This window comes from Escherichia ruysiae (genome assembly GCF_031323975.1).
Lineage (GTDB): Bacteria > Pseudomonadota > Gammaproteobacteria > Enterobacterales > Enterobacteriaceae > Escherichia > Escherichia ruysiae.
The window spans coordinates 2232122-2252930 of the sequence record NZ_JAVIWS010000001.1; the positions used below are offsets into that span (position 1 = coordinate 2232122).

At 53.3% G+C, this 20809-nt stretch carries 17 protein-coding genes; 11 read left to right on the forward strand and 6 right to left on the reverse strand.

Going from position 1 to position 20809, the window contains the following annotated elements; translation table 11 throughout:
• Nucleotides 1–74 precede the first annotated feature (74 nt).
• Both RGV86_RS10960 and crfC read right to left on the reverse strand, forming a co-directional pair.
• The gene (locus RGV86_RS10960) at nt 75–947 is read right to left on the reverse strand and encodes a diguanylate cyclase regulator RdcB family protein (protein WP_085461274.1); all 873 of its coding nucleotides are present in this window, start codon (nt 945–947) and stop codon (nt 75–77) included.
• A complete protein-coding gene (gene crfC / locus RGV86_RS10965; protein ID WP_085461275.1) occupies nt 944–3172 on the reverse strand; it encodes a clamp-binding protein CrfC in 2229 nt (742 codons plus the stop codon). The genes RGV86_RS10960 and crfC overlap by 4 nt, the downstream gene beginning before the upstream one ends.
• 399 nt (nt 3173–3571) lie before the next feature.
• Here crfC and RGV86_RS10970 point away from each other — a divergent pair, with 399 nt between their 5' ends.
• Nucleotides 3572–3907, forward strand: a complete 336-nt coding sequence (locus RGV86_RS10970; RefSeq protein ID WP_001300891.1) for a zinc ribbon domain-containing protein YjdM — start codon at nt 3572–3574, stop codon at nt 3905–3907.
• A 239-nt stretch (nt 3908–4146) separates the two neighbouring features.
• On the forward strand, nt 4147–4590 hold the full coding sequence (gene yjdN, locus RGV86_RS10975) for a VOC family metalloprotein YjdN (protein WP_001131294.1): 444 nt from the start codon (nt 4147–4149) through the stop codon (nt 4588–4590).
• A 63-nt stretch (nt 4591–4653) separates the two neighbouring features.
• Here the strand turns inward: yjdN and yjdP are convergent, their stop codons facing one another.
• The 3 genes from yjdP to RGV86_RS10990 form a co-directional block, all read right to left on the reverse strand.
• Nucleotides 4654–4983, reverse strand: a complete 330-nt coding sequence (yjdP, locus tag RGV86_RS10980; RefSeq protein WP_000806200.1) for a DDRRRQL repeat protein YjdP — start codon at nt 4981–4983, stop codon at nt 4654–4656.
• 68 nt (nt 4984–5051) lie between these two features.
• Nucleotides 5052–5684 carry a GNAT family protein gene (locus RGV86_RS10985; RefSeq protein WP_137598362.1) on the reverse strand — a complete coding sequence of 211 codons (633 nt, stop codon included), beginning with the start codon at nt 5682–5684 and terminating at the stop codon, nt 5052–5054.
• A 112-nt stretch (nt 5685–5796) separates the two neighbouring features.
• Nucleotides 5797–8061 carry a hybrid sensor histidine kinase/response regulator gene (locus tag RGV86_RS10990; RefSeq protein ID WP_085461277.1) on the reverse strand — a complete coding sequence of 755 codons (2265 nt, stop codon included), beginning with the start codon at nt 8059–8061 and terminating at the stop codon, nt 5797–5799.
• A 113-nt stretch (nt 8062–8174) separates the two neighbouring features.
• Here RGV86_RS10990 and RGV86_RS10995 point away from each other — a divergent pair, with 113 nt between their 5' ends.
• From RGV86_RS10995 to RGV86_RS11010, 4 genes are read left to right on the forward strand one after another with little or no spacing between them, the layout of a single operon-like run.
• Entirely contained in the window at nt 8175–9695 is a 1521-nt protein-coding gene (locus RGV86_RS10995) for a sugar ABC transporter ATP-binding protein (RefSeq protein ID WP_001089396.1), read from the forward strand.
• Entirely contained in the window at nt 9692–10666 is a 975-nt protein-coding gene (locus RGV86_RS11000; protein WP_000213467.1) for an ABC transporter permease subunit, read from the forward strand. The genes RGV86_RS10995 and RGV86_RS11000 overlap by 4 nt, the downstream gene beginning before the upstream one ends.
• Before the next feature lie 30 nt (nt 10667–10696).
• Nucleotides 10697–11638 (forward strand): ABC transporter substrate-binding protein, encoded by a 942-nt coding sequence (locus RGV86_RS11005; RefSeq protein WP_032226457.1) that lies wholly within the window; start codon nt 10697–10699, stop codon nt 11636–11638.
• A 60-nt stretch (nt 11639–11698) separates the two neighbouring features.
• Nucleotides 11699–12700 (forward strand): carbohydrate kinase family protein, encoded by a 1002-nt coding sequence (locus tag RGV86_RS11010; RefSeq protein ID WP_000970595.1) that lies wholly within the window; start codon nt 11699–11701, stop codon nt 12698–12700.
• Here RGV86_RS11010 and RGV86_RS11015 read toward each other — a convergent pair.
• The gene (locus RGV86_RS11015) at nt 12697–13404 is read right to left on the reverse strand and encodes a response regulator transcription factor (RefSeq protein WP_000805926.1); all 708 of its coding nucleotides are present in this window, start codon (nt 13402–13404) and stop codon (nt 12697–12699) included. The genes RGV86_RS11010 and RGV86_RS11015 overlap by 4 nt on opposite strands.
• A gap of 290 nt (nt 13405–13694) precedes the next feature.
• Between RGV86_RS11015 and yjcS the strand changes: the two genes are divergently transcribed.
• From yjcS to mdtP, 5 genes are all read left to right on the forward strand, one after another.
• Nucleotides 13695–15680, forward strand: coding sequence for an alkyl sulfatase YjcS (yjcS, locus tag RGV86_RS11020; RefSeq protein WP_032226458.1), 1986 nt, complete (start codon nt 13695–13697; stop codon nt 15678–15680).
• A 208-nt stretch (nt 15681–15888) separates the two neighbouring features.
• On the forward strand, nt 15889–16164 hold the full coding sequence (locus RGV86_RS11025) for a YtcA family lipoprotein (protein ID WP_010344852.1): 276 nt from the start codon (nt 15889–15891) through the stop codon (nt 16162–16164).
• Nucleotides 16165–16182: 18 nt separating this feature from the next.
• Nucleotides 16183–17214: a multidrug efflux transporter periplasmic adaptor subunit MdtN gene (gene mdtN, locus RGV86_RS11030; RefSeq protein ID WP_085461278.1), complete on the forward strand. Its 1032-nt coding sequence runs from the start codon at nt 16183–16185 to the stop codon at nt 17212–17214.
• A complete protein-coding gene (gene mdtO, locus RGV86_RS11035; protein ID WP_085461279.1) occupies nt 17214–19265 on the forward strand; it encodes a multidrug efflux transporter permease subunit MdtO in 2052 nt (683 codons plus the stop codon). Before mdtN ends, mdtO begins: the two co-directional genes overlap by 1 nt.
• Nucleotides 19262–20728: a multidrug efflux transporter outer membrane subunit MdtP gene (gene mdtP / locus RGV86_RS11040; protein ID WP_085461280.1), complete on the forward strand. Its 1467-nt coding sequence runs from the start codon at nt 19262–19264 to the stop codon at nt 20726–20728. Before mdtO ends, mdtP begins: the two co-directional genes overlap by 4 nt.
• Nucleotides 20729–20809: the final 81 nt, after the last annotated feature.

Here is a 20809-nt window from a genome sequence, read left to right on the forward strand (position 1 = left end):
CAGCGTTTAAATTTGTGATCAACTTCACATATGGATTTCGTTGAGCACTCATTGATGTAACTGATTATTTACAGTCAATTTACAGAGAAGATTTCTTCGACCATTGCCCCCGCCAGACGCTGTGCTGAACAGAGCCGTGGCATCCCCAACGCGACGGTTTGCCAGCGTTGGGTTACTGACCAGCAAACAGGCTGCTTATCGGCATCCGACCACTTGCCAAGCCAACTTAAAAAGTCTGCATGATCCCCGCCTGTCGGGGCTCCAGGAGGGGAAAACCACTGATGGTAATAATGGCGAGTGGTCGGTGCCGCATTGATACTATCTGCCAGATATTGCGTCGCTTTCACGCGCAAATCGTCAAGCAACGACGCCGCTGCTTGTGGATTACCCAGACGACAGGCATCACCAAACGCTCCCCAGCGCAGCTCCTCCAGAGCAATAAAACAACGTCCCGGTAGCGACCAGGCGTTATACGCACCAGCACGCCAGCGGGTAAAAATTTGCTCACTCTGCTCACCTGCCTGAACCAGTAACCCTCGTTGCATTAACGCTTTTTCCTTCCAGCGACAGCGGGCAGAAAACCACTCATACAACGCGGCGATTTGCTGGGGAAGTTCCGGGAAAGCAGAGTACGAACGGTGATCCATTTTTTGCAATAGTGCCAAATGTTGCGCGATCTGCGTCAGCGCCAGATGACCGGGATCAAGCATCGCCGCCAGTTTTTCCACCAATGTCAGGCGCAGGCTAAGTGGCGCATTTAACATTCCGGCATTCGCCCACGTCTGAAGCTGTGCGCGAGCAAGGATCTCCTGCATCAGTCGTTCACGAAGCTGCTGCTGATGGGTTTGTGGATAGCGGGCATCATCGCCCTGCGCCAGATCCACCAAAAAGCGGGGATAAACTGACTCCAGTACGCGACCAGAGCCGTCCAGTAACGTCTTTGTCAATACTGTTCTGCCATGAAAAGAGTTTGAATATCATCGCGTAACAACTGAGAGTCCGTATAAATCCAGCCATGAATCATCACGGTCTGTTGCAATTGCTGCTGCATCATCCTGACCACGGATTCATTTTGTTGACGCAGAGCCAGACTATCGCGTAAACGCGCCTGTAATTCCGTCAAACATAACGCGAAATCAGCGAAAAAAGTGTTCATGCCTGCCGTGACAGAATCATCGACCTGAACCGCCAAAGCTTTAGCCATTTGTTGGCAATAAAGGTCTACTTCTTCGGTTAACGTTCGTTGTAGCGCACTGTAATCAACGGCCTCTGGCGGTGATTTCTCACCACCCCGTCCCCAGTCAGGCTGATTCAGCCAGCGCGAGAACGTCTCACGCACAATGCCAAAACGGCTGCTCTGCTCATCCATTGCTTCCTGGTGGGATATTGCATCACTGAACAGCTGGCGAGTATTGAAGTGTGGGACTGCGCCGTGAAAAGCAGGAAAATGAAAGCCGGGGCGAAACCCGGACTCATTCAATTCTGTTTTTACCCGTTGCTCGATGGGGTGAATAACATCGCTTAACACCCGGCAAAGGGTTGATTCCAGTTCAGCAAAACGCAGCGTAAAGTCACGGCTGATTTTGGTCTGTGCCGCCTGTAACAGCGTCTCGCAGCGGGTACGAATCTCGCTTAACGGCCACGAATCATGTTGAAACAGCACTGCTAACTGGGTATTCACCTCGTCTTGCTGCTGACGCAGAAAGTCGTTGGCTGATGCCAGAGCCACCTCGATTTCATGTTTAATCTCGCCACTCACCTGCACCTGATTAAGCTGCAATAGCTGCATATTTTCTTCAACCTGGAGGATATTTTGCCGCAATTGCTCGCAAACGACGTTCAGCCCGTGTGCGCGAAAATCAAGGTATTCCCGCGCTTGTTGGGCATAATTCAACAACTTATGCGAGGCAGATCGCAGTGCATATAACGACGCGTTGGCGTAGGCGGCATGGAGTAATGCCTGAACCGGTTGGGCGAACAGCGAATCTTCCCACAGTTGATCGGCAGCATGGCGAATATGGTCGATATCTGCCAGATCGGCATTGCACCAGCGCCTGCCAAGCGCGGCATGGGCAAAATCCTCCACCCAGCGTTGTTGCTCCGGTGCTGGCAACTTACCATTGTTAGCTAACTCATGACGTGCCCGATTTGCCAGATAGCCCCACATCGACGATACCGGAAATATCTGCCCTGGCGTAACACAACCTTTCATCAACGTCCCGGAAATCAGCGCCCGCACCTGTTCAGCATCGTCACTGTTACGATCCTGCTGATCGAACTTATTGACGAGCACATACAGCGGTACTGATTTCCCCACCGCTAAAACCGCCTCACGCACTTCTTCATCGGAGATTGACTTCAGTTGCGTATAGTCCAGCACCGCCAGCACTGCGGAGGCGTGCGCCAGTTGCTCGTTAAGCATTTTTTGCAGATGCGGTTGTCCGGCTTCATTCGGTCCGGGGGTATCCAGCAGCGTCAACTGCCCGGGATAACTCTCCAGCCCTGCCAGATGGACAAACTCCACTTCAATTACTGGAATATGCTCAATGGCGGCGTAAGCAGAAAAAGGAAAATCGACGTCCAGCGCCTTCGCCAGACGCACCAAATCATTCAAACTTTTCAGGCAATGAAAAATTGGCTGGGCACCAAGATAATATTTTTCAAAAGCAACGCCATTTTCGATCCGCTGCATAAGCGCACGCATATCTTTATCTATTTCCAGCAGTTCGGTCAGATGCTCAATATCGCAATCGCGCAGGCGTTGTTGTAATTGTTGGATTAAACTGTCGATTGGTGCGACATGTGAAAAATGCAGCACCGGTTCTTTTTGCCCCGGCGTATGGCGAATAAGCGTCGGCAGCGCAGTCATAGGGCGATTGCGATTAGGCAGAACTTCAGTGCCAACAATAGCGTTAATGGTGGTTGATTTCCCTGCTTTCATGGTGCCAATAATCGCCAGCACCATTTCCAGACGGGAAATTTTTCGCAGCTCATTATTCAGCATTGCGTGACGCTCGGCGATATTAGGCTGACTCCAGGGTAAAGCCAGTGGTGGTGCATCTTCTCCGGGCACAGAGAGCGGCATTTTTTCCAGTAACTGCAACTGTTGTCTGGAAAGCTGTAACAGACGTTCAGCCTCCTGACTTAACTCATATATTGTCTGTGTGTACATGGAAAATTCTTCCTTAAAGCAAATTTCATTATTTTTATTTAGCCAGATCGTTTTTTCGTTCTGTTGTCGGCTTTTATAATTACTGCAGGAAATAATTTTTATATTTAATATGTTGTTTTTATTCGGATGAATAAATCTCTTCCGACAAGTTAAAAGTCAGAAAGATAAAATAACAATTTAATTAAAAAAAGAACAAGAAGAGAGTTAACCTTAACTTAAATAATAAACAGAGGCAAAAAGATTATTTTCTTTTTGCGTTGTCTTTCAAATGAAAACGATCGTCGACTAAAATCAGCAGTACCCCCGACAAACGCAGGGATTTTGTGTATAATTGCGGCCTTTTTCGGCAATCTGCCGTTTTTTGGCGCTTTTGCCCTGCTGACTTTTGAGGAAATCCACATGTCATTACCACACTGCCCGAAATGCAACTCCGAATACACCTACGAAGATAACGGCATGTACATCTGCCCGGAATGCGCCTACGAATGGAACGACGCTGAACCTGCGCAGGAAAGCGACGAGCTGATCGTTAAAGATGCTAACGGCAACCTGCTGGCTGACGGCGACAGCGTTACCATCATTAAAGATCTGAAGGTGAAAGGTAGCTCTTCGATGCTGAAAATCGGCACCAAAGTGAAAAACATCCGCCTGGTTGAAGGCGACCATAACATCGATTGCAAAATCGACGGTTTTGGTCCGATGAAACTGAAATCTGAGTTTGTGAAAAAGAATTGATTTCGAATGCCGGGTGCGATACATCCGGCAACGGTGCCAAATGCCTGATGCGACGCTTACGCGTCTTATCAGGCCTACAAATTCCCGCGCCATCCGTAGGCCGGAATAAGGCGTTTACGCCGCATCCGGCAACGGTGCCAATGCCTGATGCGACGCTTGCGCGTCTTATCAGGCCTACTCTTCATCTGTACAAAATTCAAACTACACTTAACTGACTTCTCTTAACTGAGGTCACCATCATGCCGTTAAGCCCCTATATCTCTTTTGCCGGTAACTGTGCCGACGCCATAGCCTATTACCAACGCACGTTAGATGCGGAACTGCTCTATAAAATCAGCTTTGGGGAAATGCCGAAACCCGCGCAGGAAAGCTCCGAAGGTTGTCCTTCAGGGATGCAATTTCCCGATACTGCCATCGCCCATGCTAACGTGCGCATTGCCGGAAGCGACATCATGATGAGCGATGCCATACCGTCAGGAAAAGCCAACTACTCCGGATTTACGTTGGTGCTCGATTCGCAACAGGTCGAGGAAGGGAAACGTTGGTTTGACAACCTTGCCGCCAACGGAAAAATCGAAATGGACTGGCAGGAAACCTTCTGGGCACATGGCTTCGGCAAAGTTACCGATAAATTTGGAGTGCCGTGGATGATTAATGTCGTTAAGCAGCAGTCAACACAATAGCCGGGCCTTAATAGCTGATGGGGAGAATTAGGGGGAGGGGCGATGCCTGCCCCATACCCAACATCACCGCCCATACTCATCTTCCATTCTCCGCTCTTCATCTTCCAGCTGCCGACGCTCCTGATCAAGCTGGCGCTGGCGGTCGTCCAGCTGCCTGCGGCGATCTTCAAACTGGCGGCGGCGGTCGTCATATTGTCTGCGACGATCGTCGCTCACTTGACGCTGCCAGCCGTCGTCGCGCGAATCTTCATAGTCACGCCCACGGTCAGGGTTATAAGCGTCGTTAATCGCCTGCTGAATATTACCAATCGTGTCGTCGATAATATCGGCCTGAGCCGGAACGGTGGTCAGCGTGAGCAGGGTGAAAAGAAAGAGCGTGGAGTAAGGTTTCATAAGACAGTCTCTGTGATGGACTGGCTTAACGTTAGTTGAGTGTGAATAACCGGAGTAGCGGAGTAATCTCAAATACGGTAAGGCGCAGACTCTTCCATTAGCTGGATAGCTCGCCGTTTATTTTCCGCCACCAGCACAATGCTATGACATTTTTGATCCGGAGAAATACTCCAGATACGTTCTTCCGGAATGCAGCCACCATCGTAGATCACTTTCGTGCCATCGTAAGGCCAAAATGTCTCTTGTTCAGTGTCTAATATAAACACCGAAATCTGATCGGACTCGCGCGCGATCTTCTGCCGGAGCATCTTCCCGCCATCATACTGATCAAAATCGCTGATGAGTGTGATTCCGCATTGCAGGATTAACGCTTCATACAGTCGCGTTGCCAGACCTTTATCGCGTTCACCTGGGGAGACGCAGATACCTTCCACTTGTACCAGATCCGAGTCTTCCCACCAGCGTTCAACGGCAATAATATCGCTGCCGAACTCTTTTTTACGCTGCAGGTCGAGAGCGGCGAGTACCCGATGACGTGGCACGCCTGCAAAAACTTCAATGTCCGCTTCAATGATGGCCGCTCTTGGCGTCTGGCTGTCATAAATCACCTGTAACAGACGCCCGGAAAGCTCGATCTCTTCCACCACGCGAAAAGAACGAGCAACCGTCATTGGGCTATAGGTGGTTGGCATCACGATCATATGTGAATCGCCTCTTGTCAGTACTGACATAATTCCTTTTATATCCCATTCAGAGCAGAATTGCTCACAATAGCAGCACGTTTGCTCCAGGCCTCTTGATAAATTCTGAAAATCATCCCTCAATTTGCCCCAATGCCTGCGCCAGTTGCACGCGGGTAAAAGGTTTGCGCAGCAGCGCCACTTCTGGCAACGCGGGGTTATAGCTGGGGCGTAAATCCTGACCGCTGATGAGCAGCAGCGTCAGGTGTGGGTAGCGTTTGCGTGCTGCATTGACCACTTCTGCGCCGCTCATACCGCCTGGGAGCATTAAGTCGCTGATAAAAATATCGATTTCCACTGATGCCGCCAGCAGATCCAGCGCCTGTTCGCCGCTGCTGGCTTCCAGCGTCAAATAGCCCAGCAGGTGCAACTGTTCGCAGATTGTCTGGCGTACTGCAGCTTCATCTTCCAGCACCAACACCAGCTTATCGCTGCTGACGGCTGTCTGTTCTACCACCGCTGACGATACATTTTTCGCCGCCAACAACGCACGGGGAAGCTGTAGTCTGACTGTCGTTCCCTGCCCCGGCGCGCTTTCGATTTCCACCCTCCCGCCGGACTGACGCACGAAACCATAGACCATCGACAAGCCCAGCCCGCTGCCACTGCCCGTCTGTTTGGTGGTAAAGAACGGCTCGAATACCTGGCTTTTCACCTCCTGCGACATTCCACAGCCATGATCGATAACCTCCAGAGCCACCATGTCCTGACGCTGCCCACCGCTACGGGTGACACGCTGGTTCCAGGTGCGGATTTTGAGGGTTCCCGTCAGCCCTTCCATCGCATCACGAGCGTTCATCACCAGGTTGATGATGGCGTTTTCCAGTTGGCTGACGTCAATCCACGCAGGCCACGCCGGAGACTGCGCTTCAATCTCCAGCGTCAGCGTTGCCGGTAAGGAGTGGCGCATCAATTCGCTTAACTCTTCCAGTAATGTTTTCAGTTCAATGGCTTGTGGATGTAAGGACTGCTTGCGGGAAAACGCCAACAGTCGCTGGGTTAGTAGCGCGCCACGTTCGGCGGCTTGCTGCGCTCGCTGTATTCGCGGCGCGTCGGGCGAGTCTGTGTTCACCAGCTCCAGGCTGCCAATAATCACCGCCAACAGATTATTAAAATCATGCGCCAGTCCCCCCGTCAGTTGCCCGACCGCTTTTAGTTTCTGGCTATGCAACAGCGCCTCTTCCAGCCCCTGCCGCTCGGTTTGAGCAATCTCCATCTGCGTGGTTTTCTCTTTCAGCAGCCGTGACGTCCGCTCAAGCGATGCGGTATTACGGGCGAAGACGTTAAAGGCGCGTGCCAGTTCACCTAACTCATCGCGCCGCTGTAACGCCGGAAAGCTGACGTCTGCTTCACCGTGCGCCAGACGGCTCATGGCGCGGGAAATCGCCGTCAGGTTTGAGCCGAGATTGCGATAGATGTACCAACCTGCAAATGCGGTGATCACCACCGCTAACAGGGCAAAAATCATGATCACCCTCTCGCCGGAGCGCAGATCCTGGTAACTTTGTGCTACCCGCTGACCGGAAAGCATCGCCACCTGTTCGGCATAATGGTTTATATCGCTGTTAAGGATCGCCACCAGAGCTTTGATGTGAAACATATACCAGCTAATCGCCAGATCGCTTTGCTCCAGTGACGCCGAAAGCGGCGCGAGTTTACGTAGTTCATCATTGAAATCAGTAAGTAGCGTATTTACTAACGGCGTATCACTATGAGTCGGCAGCGCAGACATCACTTCAACCAGTTGATGAATAATCGCCTGCGGTGCTGGAGTGGCAATGGCGGCAACGATCAGCCGGTTCATCTCGTTAAGCAAAAGATCATCTTCCGCGTAAGTGACTTTTTGCAGATGCCGCAGATAACTTAAGTTTTGATATAGCGAACTTAACAGCGCGTTACGTTCCAGGTGCCGCCTTTGCCCCCGCTCCAGCATTCCGCCGACGCTGGTTTGCAGTTCATTACTGCGCTGGATGATTCGCGCCACCAGCCCGGCGTCCTGCTGTGCTAAAGGCGCGTTCGCCAGTTGTGCAAGCGAGCTTTTTAATGCCCGCTGTGTCTCCTGCAATCGCTCGGCTTCACCTTTATATTCCAGCGCCCCCACCACCTGTGATAATCGCACCGCCGCTGTCGCCACGTTTGCGGTGTCGCGCGCCAGATTCAGGCTGCCGGTCATATCATCCACCGTTTGCTGCTGCACCTGCTCCTGCATCTGGCTGGCATGACGAAAGCCCATTACCGCCACGCCGCTGACCATCAGCGTCACCGCCACCACAAGCAAATTTAAAAGCAGCAACCGCCCGCGCGCGCTGGCAAAAAAGTGACGTCCGGGGTGCGCCATATCACGCTCCGTAAAGAAAAATCGCAATATGACAAATATGAACGGCTTCTGACATTTTGCATTTACTTTCCTGTGATGGAGTGCTGATATCGACAACCTCGCAGGAGTCCGCCATGAACAGCACGCCAGTTCTGGAGATGCGCAATATTGCCAAAGCCTTCGGCAAATTTTACGCGCTCAAAGGGGTGGATTTGACGGTTTACCCTGGCGAGATCCATGCCCTGATGGGGGAAAACGGCGCCGGAAAAAGCACGCTGATGAAGGTGCTGGCGGGGGCGTATACCGCCACCAGCGGCGAGATCCTGATAGACGGCAAGCCCTTTCACATTCGCACACCGAAAGATGCCTTAAGCGCCGGTATTACGCTGATTTATCAGGAGATGCAGCTGGCACCGAATCTGACGGTGGCAGAAAATATTTTCCTCGGCAGCGAGCTTTCCCACGGCGGGCTGGTGCAGCGTAAAGAGATGCTGGTGCAGGCGCAAAAAGTGATCGACCGCCTCGGCGCGCAGTTTAACGCCAGCGATAAAGTCATGACGCTGACCATCGCCGAGCAACAGCAGGTCGAAATCGCCCGCGCGTTGCATCGCAACAGCCGCATTCTGGTGATGGACGAACCTACCGCCGCCCTCTCCTCCCGCGAAACTCACCGCCTGTTTGAACTGATTATGCGACTGCGCGATGAAGGGATGGCGATTATCTACATCAGCCACCGCATGGCAGAAGTGTATGAGCTTTCCGATCGCGTCAGCGTGCTGCGTGACGGGCAATACGTTGGCAGCCTGACCCGCGACAATCTCAACGCCGGGGAACTGGTGCGGATGATGGTCGGCAGGCCGCTGAGCGATCTGTTCAATAAAGAGCGCGATATCCCGCTCGGCAAAGCCCGCCTGAACGTTCACCACCTGACCGACGGCGGCAAAGTCCAGCCGAGTAGCCTGCTGGTGCGTTCCGGCGAAATTGTCGGCCTCGCCGGGCTGGTGGGCGCCGGACGTTCCGAACTGGCGCAGTTAATTTTCGGCGTGCGGAAAGCGACAGGCGGAATGATTGAAGTCGATGGCGAACCGGTGGTGATCCACTCCCCGCGCGAAGCCATCGATCTTGGCATTGGTTTTCTCACCGAAAACCGCAAAGAACAGGGATTGTTCCTTGAAATGGCGGCAGCCGAAAACATCACCATGGCAACCCTGGAGCGCGATGCCAGCTGGGGGATGCTCAATCGCAAAAAAGCACAAACCATTTCCGATGACGCCATTAAGTTGCTCAACATCCGCGTGCCTCATGCCCAGGTGCGAGCAGGTGGGCTTTCGGGCGGTAATCAGCAAAAACTGTTGATCTCCCGCTGGGTGGCGATTGACCCACGCATTTTACTGCTCGATGAACCCACGCGCGGCGTGGATGTCGGCGCAAAAAGCGAGATCTACCGGATCATGAACGAGATGGCGCGCAAGGGCGTGGCGATCCTGATGATCTCCAGCGAACTGCCGGAGATAGTCGGGATGAGCGATCGCGTTTATGTAATGCGCGAAGGCAGCATTGCCGGTGAGTTAAACGGCAACAACATCACCCAGGAAAACATTATGACCTTAGCGACCGGCGTCAACGACGCCCATTCCCAGGCGGTGCGCTCATGACGACATCTGCAAAGACCTCTGCCAAAAAAATGTTAATGAGCGATCTGATGCAAACGGTCGGCATTTTGCCGATTCTGATCCTGATCGTGGCGGTTTTTGGCTTTATCGCGCCGAACTTTTTTACCGAAAGTAACCTGCTGAATATTACCCGCCAGGCGTCGATCAACATTGTGCTGGCGGCAGGAATGACCTTCATCATTTTGACCGGCGGGATCGATCTTTCTGTAGGTTCAATTCTCGGCACCACGGCGGTGGCGGCGATGGTCGTCTCCCTTAGCCCGGAGTTCGCCATGCTGTCGATTCCAGCGGCGCTGATGCTCGGCCTGCTGCTGGGGTTGTTCAACGGCGCACTGGTGGCCTTTGCCGGATTGCCGCCATTTATCGTCACGCTCGGCACCTATACGGCGCTACGCGGGGCGGCGTATCTGCTGGCAGACGGCACCACGGTCATCAACTCCAACATTAATTTCGAGTGGATAGGTAATAACTATCTCGGGCCGGTCCCGTGGCTGGTGGTGATTGCGCTGGCGGTGATCGTGGTGTGCTGGTTTATTCTGCGCCGCACCACACTTGGCGTTCATATCTACGCCGTCGGCGGCAATATGCAGGCGGCGCGTCTTACCGGCATTAAGGTCTGGCTGGTGCTGCTGTTTGTTTATGGCATGAGCGGCCTGCTTTCAGGGCTGGGCGGGATTATGAGCGCCTCGCGGCTATACAGCGCCAACGGCAACTTAGGCATGGGTTACGAACTGGACGCCATTGCGGCGGTGATCCTCGGCGGCACCAGTTTTGTTGGCGGGATCGGCACCATCACCGGCACGCTGGTCGGCGCGCTGATTATCGCCACGCTCAACAACGGCATGACCTTAATGGGCGTCTCTTACTTCTGGCAGTTGGTGATCAAAGGGGCGGTGATCATCATTGCGGTGCTGATCGACAAATACCGTACCCGACATCATCAAAGCGCATAACAACAATACCCTACACATGAGGAATACAGTATGAGATTGAAGCCCTTAGTGACCGCGCTCTGTGCAGGCGCGCTGCTGGCTGCGGCACCGTTCGCCCAGGCGAAAGAACTGAAATCGATAGGCGTAACGGTAGGCGACCTGGCGAACCCGTTCTTCGTACAGATAACCAAAGGCGCGGAGCTGGAAGCGCGTAAACTGGCAGGCGATAACGTCAAAGTGACGCTGGTTTCCAGCGGCTACGATCTAGGCCAGCAGGTGTCGCAAATTGACAACTTTATCGCCGCTAACGTCGATATGATCATCCTTAACGCTGCCGATTCAAAAGGGATCGGCCCGGCGGTGAAACGGGCGAAAGACGCCGGGATCGTGGTGGTGGCGGTTGACGTAGCGGCAGAAGGTGCCGACGCCACCATTACTTCCGATAACACCCAGGCGGGCGAAATGGCCTGTAAATACATCACCGATCGCCTGAAAGGCAAAGGCAACGTGGTGATCATCAACGGCCCGCCGGTGTCCGCCGTGCAGAACCGCGTCGAAGGCTGCCAGACCGAATTTAAACGCCATCCTGACATCAAGGTGCTCTCTGACAACCAGAACGCCAAAGGCAGTCGTGAAGGCGGACTGGAGGTGATGACCGGGCTGCTGGCGGCGAATCCGAAGATCGACGGCGTGTTTGCGATTAACGATCCCACCGCGATCGGCGCCGATCTGGCAGCAAAACAGGCACAACGTAACGAGTTCTTTATTGTTGGCGTGGATGGTAGCCCGGACGCCGAAGAGGCGCTGAAGCGTGAGAACTCATTGTTTGTCGCGACTCCCGCACAAGACCCACAGGTGATGGCGGCGAAAGCCGTCGAGATCGGTTATGACATTTTGCAGGGCAAACCCGCGCCGAAAGAGCCGGTGCTGATCCCGGTGACGATGATCGACAAAGACAACGTCGGCAATTACAAAGGCTGGACGGTGAAATAAGTCCGAAGCCGGGCGGCGACGCTGCCCGGCGGTAGCGCATTAGCTAATCCAGGAGCTGGCATGATGGAACGTAAAGGTATTATCGCAGCAGGAAATATGCTGGTTGATCACGTCCACCAGATTATCCAGTGGCCGGAGCGCGGCTGGCTGGCGGAGATCACCCACAGCGAACGCTCTACCGGTGGCGCACCGCTTAACGTCCTGCTGACGCTGGCGAAAATGCGCGCCGGGCTGCCTTTGCAGGCGGTCGGGCTAATCGGTCAGGACAGCGATGGCGATTACATTATGGCGATGCTGGAGCAATATCACGTCAACCGCCAGCATGTGCAGCGCACCACTTTTGCGCCGACGTCGATGTCGCAGGTGATGACCGATCCCAGCGGACAGCGCACATTTTTCCATTCACCGGGCGCTAACCGGCTGCTGGATCTTCCGGCGTTCGACCAGCTTGATAGCAGCATGAAAATCTTCCATCTCGGTTATCTGCTGTTGCTCGAAAGCCTGGATATGCCAGACGATGTTTATGGCACTCGAAGCGCCCGCCTGCTGGCGCAGATGCATGACGCTGGCTATGAAACCTGTCTCGATCTGGTTTCCCGCAAGGGCGATCCGCGCTATCAGCCGCTGGTATTGCCCGCGTTGCGTCATCTGGATTATCTGGTGATTAACGAACTGGAGGCTGGGGAATTTAGCGGGCTGGAGATTCGTTTGCCTAACGGCGAGCCACATATCGCGCATATTGCCGCCGCCGCGCGCGAACTGTTAGATGCGGGCGTGCGCCAGCGCGTGGTGATTCACTGCGCGGAAGGCGCATGGGGAGAGACGCCGGAACAGGGCGGCATGTGGATACCCTCACGGAAATTAGAACCGCGCGAGATTATCGGTAGCGTCGGCGCGGGTGATGCGTTTTGTGCCGGATTTTTGTATGGCTGCCACGAACGCTGGACGCTTACCGAGAGCATCAAACTGGCACATGCCTGCGCACGCGCGAGCCTGTTATGCGCCAACGCCATCGACGGGGCAAAAACACTGGAAGAGCTGCAAACAGAAATGTCGGATTAATGCACGTCGGCAGCGAAGACGTAACCCAGACCGCGCAGAGTTTTAATCAACATTGGCTGATGCGGGTTCAGTTCGATTTTGCGTCGTAGTCGCATGATTAATACGTCGATGGTGCGATCAAACACCTCTATGCTGTCACTATGGGTAAACTCCAGCAACTGCTCACGGCTCAATACCCGACGGGCGTTTTGTGCCAGAGCCAGCAACAAGCAATATTCGCCCTGAGTCAGCTCAACAAGTTGCTGTCGCGGATTGTGTAGCTGGCAGCGTGTGGTATCGAGATACCAGCCATTAAATGACAGCCCGGCATTTTTCTCCTCATTGACCGCCAGCACGCCAACGCGCCGTAACACCGCTTTTAGTCGCGCGACCACTACCCGTGGGGTAAATGGCTTGCAGATGTAATCATCCGCGCCCATTTCCAGCCCGACCACCACATCAGACTCACTGCCCAGACCGGTCAGCATCACCACCGGCAATGCAGGACGCATTTTCTGTAGTTGTTGTAATACCATCAGGCCGTTGGTATCAGGCAACATCATATCCAGCACCACCAGTGCAATATCAGGATCGCCTTCAATACACGATATTGCCGCCTGTCCGGTATGGCAGACTGAAACCGTAAAGACATGTTCGCTTAACACGTCCTGCAACAGTGCACAGATAGCCGCGTCATCATCCACCACCAGCACCACGGGTTTCATGGTTACACTCCGCATTATTCACCTGATTAATCATTGTGCGTACTTCCTGGCGAAGTGAAAGAGGAAAGCAATATATATAATAAAAATATAATTCATGTCACATTATTGATATTGTTAATAGATATGCCGTACTTTTTCACCTTCAGCACAAATGCCTAATAAAATGGCTCGTTCCGCTCACACTTCCACTTATTAAAGTCGCAATTTCCCAATTATGATATCGCCAGCTTTAAATGACGTATTTTGCATGGATTACATATTTACGACACAAATGATAAATGGAGATTTATATGAATAACTCTCGGTTATTCCGTTTGAGCAGGATTGTTATTGCGTTAACCGCCGCCAGCGGCATGATGGTAAATACCGCTTACGCGAAAGAGGAAGCGAAAGCCACCTCCCAATATACGCAACAGGTAAATCAGAATTACGCCAAATCATTACCGTTTAGCGATCGTCAGGATTTTGACGACGCCCAGCGCGGATTTATCGCCCCGCTGCTCGATGAAGGTATTCTGCGTGATGCGAACGGCAAAGTTTACTACCGCGCGGACGATTACAAATTTGATATTAATGCCGCTGCGCCGGAAACGGTAAACCCCAGCCTGTGGCGTCAGTCACAGATCAACGGTATTTCTGGCCTGTTCAAAGTCACCGATAAAATGTATCAGGTGCGCGGCCAGGACATCTCCAACATTACGTTCGTGGAAGGCGAGAAAGGCATTATTGTTATCGACCCGCTGGTAACGCCGCCTGCCGCAAAAGCCGCCCTTGACCTTTACTTCCAGCATCGTCCGCAAAAACCGATTGTTGCGGTTATCTACACCCACAGCCACACTGACCACTATGGTGGCGTGAAAGGTATTATCTCTGAAGCCGATGTTAAATCGGGCAAAGTGCAGGTGATTGCCCCTGCTGGATTTATGGACGAAGCCATCAGTGAAAACGTGCTGGCGGGTAACATCATGAGCCGCCGTGCGCTCTACTCTTACGGTCTGTTACTGCCGCACAACGCGCAAGGCAACGTGGGTAATGGCCTTGGCGTGACGCTGGCAACCGGTGACCCAAGCATTATTGCGCCAACCAAAACAATCGTCAGAACTGGCGAGAAGATGATTATCGACGGTCTGGAGTTTGACTTCCTGATGACCCCTGGCAGCGAAGCGCCAGCGGAAATGCACTTCTATATTCCGGCACTGAAAGCCCTGTGTACCGCCGAGAACGCCACTCATACCCTGCACAACTTCTACACTCTGCGCGGCGCGAAAACCCGCGATACCAGCAAATGGACCGAGTACCTGAACGAAACGCTGGATATGTGGGGTAACGAAGCGGAAGTCCTGTTTATGCCGCACACCTGGCCGGTATGGGGCAATAAGCATATCAATGATTATATTGGTAAATATCGCGATACTATCAAGTACATTCACGACCAGACCCTGCACCTGGCAAACCAGGGCTACACCATGAATGAAATCGGCGACATGATTAAGCTGCCACCTGCGCTTGCCAATAACTGGGCCAGCCGTGGCTATTACGGTTCTGTCAGCCACAACGCCCGTGCGGTATATAACTTCTACCTCGGCTATTACGACGGTAACCCGGCAAACCTGCATCCGTATGGTCAGGTGGAGATGGGTAAACGTTATGTACAGGCGTTGGGCGGTTCCGCACGCGTCATCAGCCTGGCGCAAGAAGCAAACAAGCAGGGAGATTATCGCTGGTCGGCAGAGTTACTGAAACAGGTGATTGCCGCCAATCCGGGCGACCAGGTGGCGAAGAATCTGCAAGCCAATAACTTTGAACAGCTTGGTTATCAGGCGGAATCCGCCACCTGGCGCGGTTTCTACCTGACTGGCGCGAAAGAGCTGCGCGAAGGGGTACATAAGTTCAGCCACGGCACCACCGGTTCCCCGGATACCATTCGCGGGATGTCGGTCGAAATGCTGTTCGACTTTATGGCTGTTCGCCTCGATAGCGAAAAAGCCGCCGGGAAGAACATCAGCCTGAACTTCAATATGAGTAACGGCGATAACCTCAACCTGACCCTGAACGATAGCGTGCTTAACTACCGTAAAACGCTGCAACCGCAAGCCAATGCGTCCTTCTACATTAGCCGTGAAGATCTGCACGCCGTGCTGACCGGACAGGCAAAAATGGCGGATCTGGTAAAAGCGAAGAAAGCCAAAATTATTGGCAATGGTGCGAAACTGGAAGAAATTATTGCTTGTCTGGATAATTTCGATTTGTGGGTGAATATTGTAACCCCGAATTAATTCCACTCATTTTCGGGGGCATTCAAGCCCCCGAAAGTATTTATATTAAAAATACATACAGAAAATTAATACACAATATATATAAGTTATGAATGCGGTGGCTGAATAAAGCTATTTTTATTCATCAAGAAAATAGCCATACTGACGCCTTCAATGGATATTGATATTCACTACAGATATTGTTCGCAGCAGACAGGATGTATTTATTATGCCAACAGTTCTCTCTCGCATGGTGATGCAATTCAAAAAAGCAGCCTGGATAATTCCCGTCATCATGGTTTCGGGATGCTCATTATCTCCGGCGATCCCGGTGATTGGCGCTTATTATCCCAGCTGGTTTTTCTGCGCTATTGCCAGCCTTATTGTGACACTCATCACGAGGCGAATTATTCAGAGGGCAAATATCAATCTGGCATTTGTCGGAATTATTTATACCGCCCTTTTTGCTCTCTACGCCATGCTGTTCTGGCTGGCATTTTTCTAATCTATTTGAGATGCGCTCATGGAAAGTACGCCGAAAAAAGCTCCTCGCAGTAAGATCCCTGCCCTGCTGGTCGTTGCGCTGGCGCTTGTTGCCCTCGTTTTCGTTATCTGGCGCGTAGACAGTGCGCCATCAACTAATGACGCTTACGCGTCAGCAGATACCATTGATCTGGTGCCGGAAGTCAGCGGTCGCATTGTAGAACTGGCGGTCACCGACAACCAGGCGGTGAAACAGGGCGATTTACTGTTCCGCATCGACCCGCGCCCGTACGAAGCCAATCTGGCGAAAGCCGAAGCCTCCCTCGCGGCGCTGGATAAGCAAATTATGCTCACCCAGCGTAGCGTTGACGCGCAACAGTTTGGTGCCGACTCGGTTAATGCCACGGTAGAAAAAGCCCGTGCCGCCGCGAAACAGGCCACAGATACATTACGCCGCACCGAGCCGCTGCTGAAGGAAGGTTTTGTTTCTGCTGAAGACGTTGACCGTGCGAGAACCGCACAGCGCGCTGCCGAGGCCGATCTTAATGCCGTATTGTTGCAGGCGCAGTCAGCCGCCAGCGGCGTCAGCGGCGTCGATGCGCTGGTCGCCCAACGTGCGGCGGTGGAAGCGGATATCGCGCTAACCAAACTGCATCTGGAAATGGCAACCGTCCGCGCGCCGTTTGATGGTCGGGTCATTTCCCTCAAAACCTCGGTTGGGCAATTTGCTTCTGCCATGCGCCCTATTTTCACGCTAATCGACACTCGTCACTGGTACGTTATCGCCAACTTCCGCGAAACCGATCTGAAAAATATTCATGCCGGTACGCCTGCGACGATTCGCCTGATGAGCGACAGCGGCAAAACCTTCGAGGGTAAAGTGGATTCCATTGGCTACGGCGTGCTGCCGGATGACGGCGGTCTGGTGCTGGGCGGCCTGCCGAAAGTGTCTCGCTCTATTAACTGGGTTCGCGTTGCCCAGCGTTTTCCGGTCAAAATCATGGTCGATAAACCTGACCCGGAAATGTTCCGTATTGGCGCGTCGGCAGTCGCTAATCTTGAGCCGCAATAATGAGCGCGCTCAACTCCCTGCCATTACCGGTGGTCAGGCTGCTGGCGTTCTTTCATGAAGAGTTAAGCGAGCGGCGACCTGGTCGTGTGCCGCAGACCGTGCAGCTCTGGGTAGGCTGCCTGCTGGTGATTCTGATCTCAATGACCTTCGAGATCCCCTTCGTGGCGTTATCACTAGCGGTGCTGTTTTACGGTATTCAGTCGAACGCGTTTTACACCAAATTTGTGGCGATCTTGTTTGTGGTTGCCACGGTGCTGGAGATCGGCAGCCTGTTTTTGATCTACAAATGGTCATACGGCGAACCGTTGATCAGATTGATCATCGCAGGTCCTGTCCTGATGGGCTGCATGTTTTTGATGCGCACCCATCGGCTGGGACTGGTCTTTTTCGCCGTCGCCATTGTCGCCATTTACGGGCAAACCTTCCCCGCCATGCTCGACTACCCGGAAGTGGTCGTGCGCTTAACGCTGTGGTGTATCGTTGTCGGCCTCTATCCAACCTTGCTGATGACGTTAATCGGCGTGCTGTGGTTTCCCAGCCGCGCTATTACGCAGATGCATCAGGCGCTTAATGATCGGCTTGATGACGCGGTACGTCACCTGACAGAAAGCCTTGCGCCGCTACCCGAAACGCGGATTGAAAGAGAGGCGCTGGCGCTGCAAAAACTGAATGTCTTTTGCCTCGCGGACGACGCCGACTGGCGAACCCATAATGCATGGTGGCAAAGCTGCGTGGCAACGGTAACCTACATTTACTCGACGCTGAATCGCTACGATCCCACCTCTTTTGCTGATTCGCAGGCGATCATTGAGTTTCGGCAAAAATTAGCCATTGAAATCAACAAGCTGCAACATGCTATTGCCAAAGGGCAGTGCTGGCAAAGCGACTGGCGGCTTAGTGAAGATGAAGCGATGGCGGCACGGGAATGTAACCTGGAGAATATTTGCCAGACACTGTTACAGCTTGGTCAGATGGACCCGCACACGCCGCCAACGCCCGCCGCCAAACCGCCGTCAATGGTCGCCGATGCCTTTACTAATCCGGACTATATGCGTTACGCGGTAAAAACGCTGCTGGCCTGTTTGATCTGTTACACCTTCTACAGCGGCGTGGACTGGGAAGGCATTCACACCTGTATGCTGACCTGCGTGATCGTCGCTAACCCCAATATCGGTTCTTCGTACCAGAAGATGGCGCTACGTTTTGGCGGAGCTTTTTGTGGTGCAATTCTGGCGTTGCTGTTTACGCTACTGGTCATGCCATGGCTGGACAACATTGTCGAATTGCTGCTCGTACTGGCACCGATTTTCCTGGTGGGCGCGTGGTTCGCCACCAGCTCTGAGCGTTCTTCTTATATCGGCACGCAGATGGTGGTGACCTTTGCTCTCGCCACGCTCGAAAACGTCTTTGGTCCGGTTTACGACCTGGTGGAAATACGCGATCGTGCCATCGGCATTCTTATCGGTACGGCGGTATCGGCGGTGATTTACACCTTTGTCTGGCCTGAAAGCGAAGCGCACGCACTGCCGCAAAAACTGGCTGGCGCGCTGGGTATGTTAAGCAAACTGATGCGTATTCCGCGCCAGCAGGAAGTCACGGCTCTGCGCACTTATCTGCAAATTCGTATAGGTCTACATGCGGCGTTTAATGCCTGTGAAGAAATGTGCCAACGCGTGGCGCTTGAACGTCAACTGGACGGCGATGAACGCGCCTTACTGATTGAACGCTCGCAAACAGTTATTCGTCAGGGACGCGACATTCTTCACGCCTGGGATGCCACCTGGAACTCGGCTCAGGCGCTGGATCACGCGCTCCAGCCGGACAGAGCCAGCCACTTTGCCGACGCACTGGAGAAATACGCTGCCGGTCTGGCAACCGCGCTCAGCCGTTCTCCTCAAATAACGCTTGAAGAGATACCCGCCTCGCAGGCCATCCTGCCCACCTTATTAAAACAGGAGCAACACGTCTGTCAGCTCATCGCCCGCTTGCCAGACTGGACAGCCCCGGCATTAACGCCCGCCACGGAACAGGTACAAGGAGCCACTCAATGATCAATCGTCAACTTTCACGCTTGTTGTTGTGCAGCATTCTCGGCAGCACGACGCTGATTTCCGGCTGTGCGTTAGTGCGTAAGGATTCAGCCCCTCATCAACAGCTTAAACCAGAGCAGATCAAACTTGCCGATGATATTCATCTTGCCAGTTCCGGCTGGCCGCAAGCGCAGTGGTGGAGACAGTTTAATGATCCACAACTGGATGCGCTGATCCAACGGACGTTAAGCGGTTCTCACACCCTCGCCGAAGCGAAATTGCGGGAAGAAAAAGCGCAGTCGCAGGCAGATTTGTTAGATGCTGGTTCACAATTGCAGGTGGCGGCGTTAGGGATGCTCAACCGCCAGCGCGTCTCTGCCAACGGCTTTTTAAGCCCTTATGCGATGGATGCGCCCGCACTGGGAATGGATGGTCCGTACTACACCGAAGCCACCGTAGGTTTATTTGCTGGACTGGATCTCGATTTATGGGGCGTACATCGCTCAGCGGTTGCCGCCGCCATTGGCGCGCATAACGCCGCGCTGGCAGAAACTGCGGCAGTGGAACTGTCGCTCACTACAGGCGTAGCGCAGCTTTATTACAGTATGCAGGCCAGCTACCAGATGCTCGATCTGTTAGAGCAAACCCGCAGCGTGATTGATTACGCGGTGAAAGCGCATCAGAGCAAAGTGGCGCACGGCCTGGAAGCGCAAGTACCGTTCCACGGCGCGCGGGCGCAGATTCTGGCGGTCGATAAACAAATTGCTGCCGTCAAAGGGCAAATCACTGAAACACGAGAATCTCTGCGCGCATTGACTGGCGCGGGCGCCAGCGATATGCCGGAGATCAAACCAGTGGCGTTACCACAGGTACAGACCGGCATTCCGGCGACACTCTCTTATGAGTTGCTCGCCAGACGTCCGAATCTGCAAGCCATGCGCTGGTATGTTCAGGCGTCATTAAATCAGGTGGATTCCGCGCGGGCGCTGTTCTACCCAAGCTTTGATATCAAAGCGTTTTTCGGCCTTGATGCCATCCACCTGGATACCTTATTCAAAAAAAGCAGTCGCCAGTTCAACTTCATTCCAGGCCTGAAATTGCCGCTGTTTGACGGTGGACGGTTGAATGCCAATCTCGAAGGCACTCGTGCCGCCAGCAACATGATGATTGAACGTTACAACCAGTCCGTGCTGAACGCAGTGCGCGACGTTGCAGTCAATGGCACGCGTCTGCAAACGCTGAATGACGAGCGGAAGATGCAGGCAGAACGCGTAGAAGCGACCCGCTTCACCCAGCGCGCCGCCGACGCCGCCTACAAGCGCGGTTTAACCAGCCGCTTACAGGCAACCGAAGCCGAATTGCCGGTGCTTGCCGAAGAGATGTCATTACTGATGCTGGATAGCCGCCGCGTGATCCAAAGCATTCAGTTGATGAAATCGCTGGGCGGCGGATATCAGGCGGCTCCCGGCATCGAGAAAAAATAAAATGTCTGCCGCGTGATGGCTGTCACGCGGTATTTCGTTTCGTCACGTCAAAACTGACGACAGCCTGTTTTTCGTCAGAGT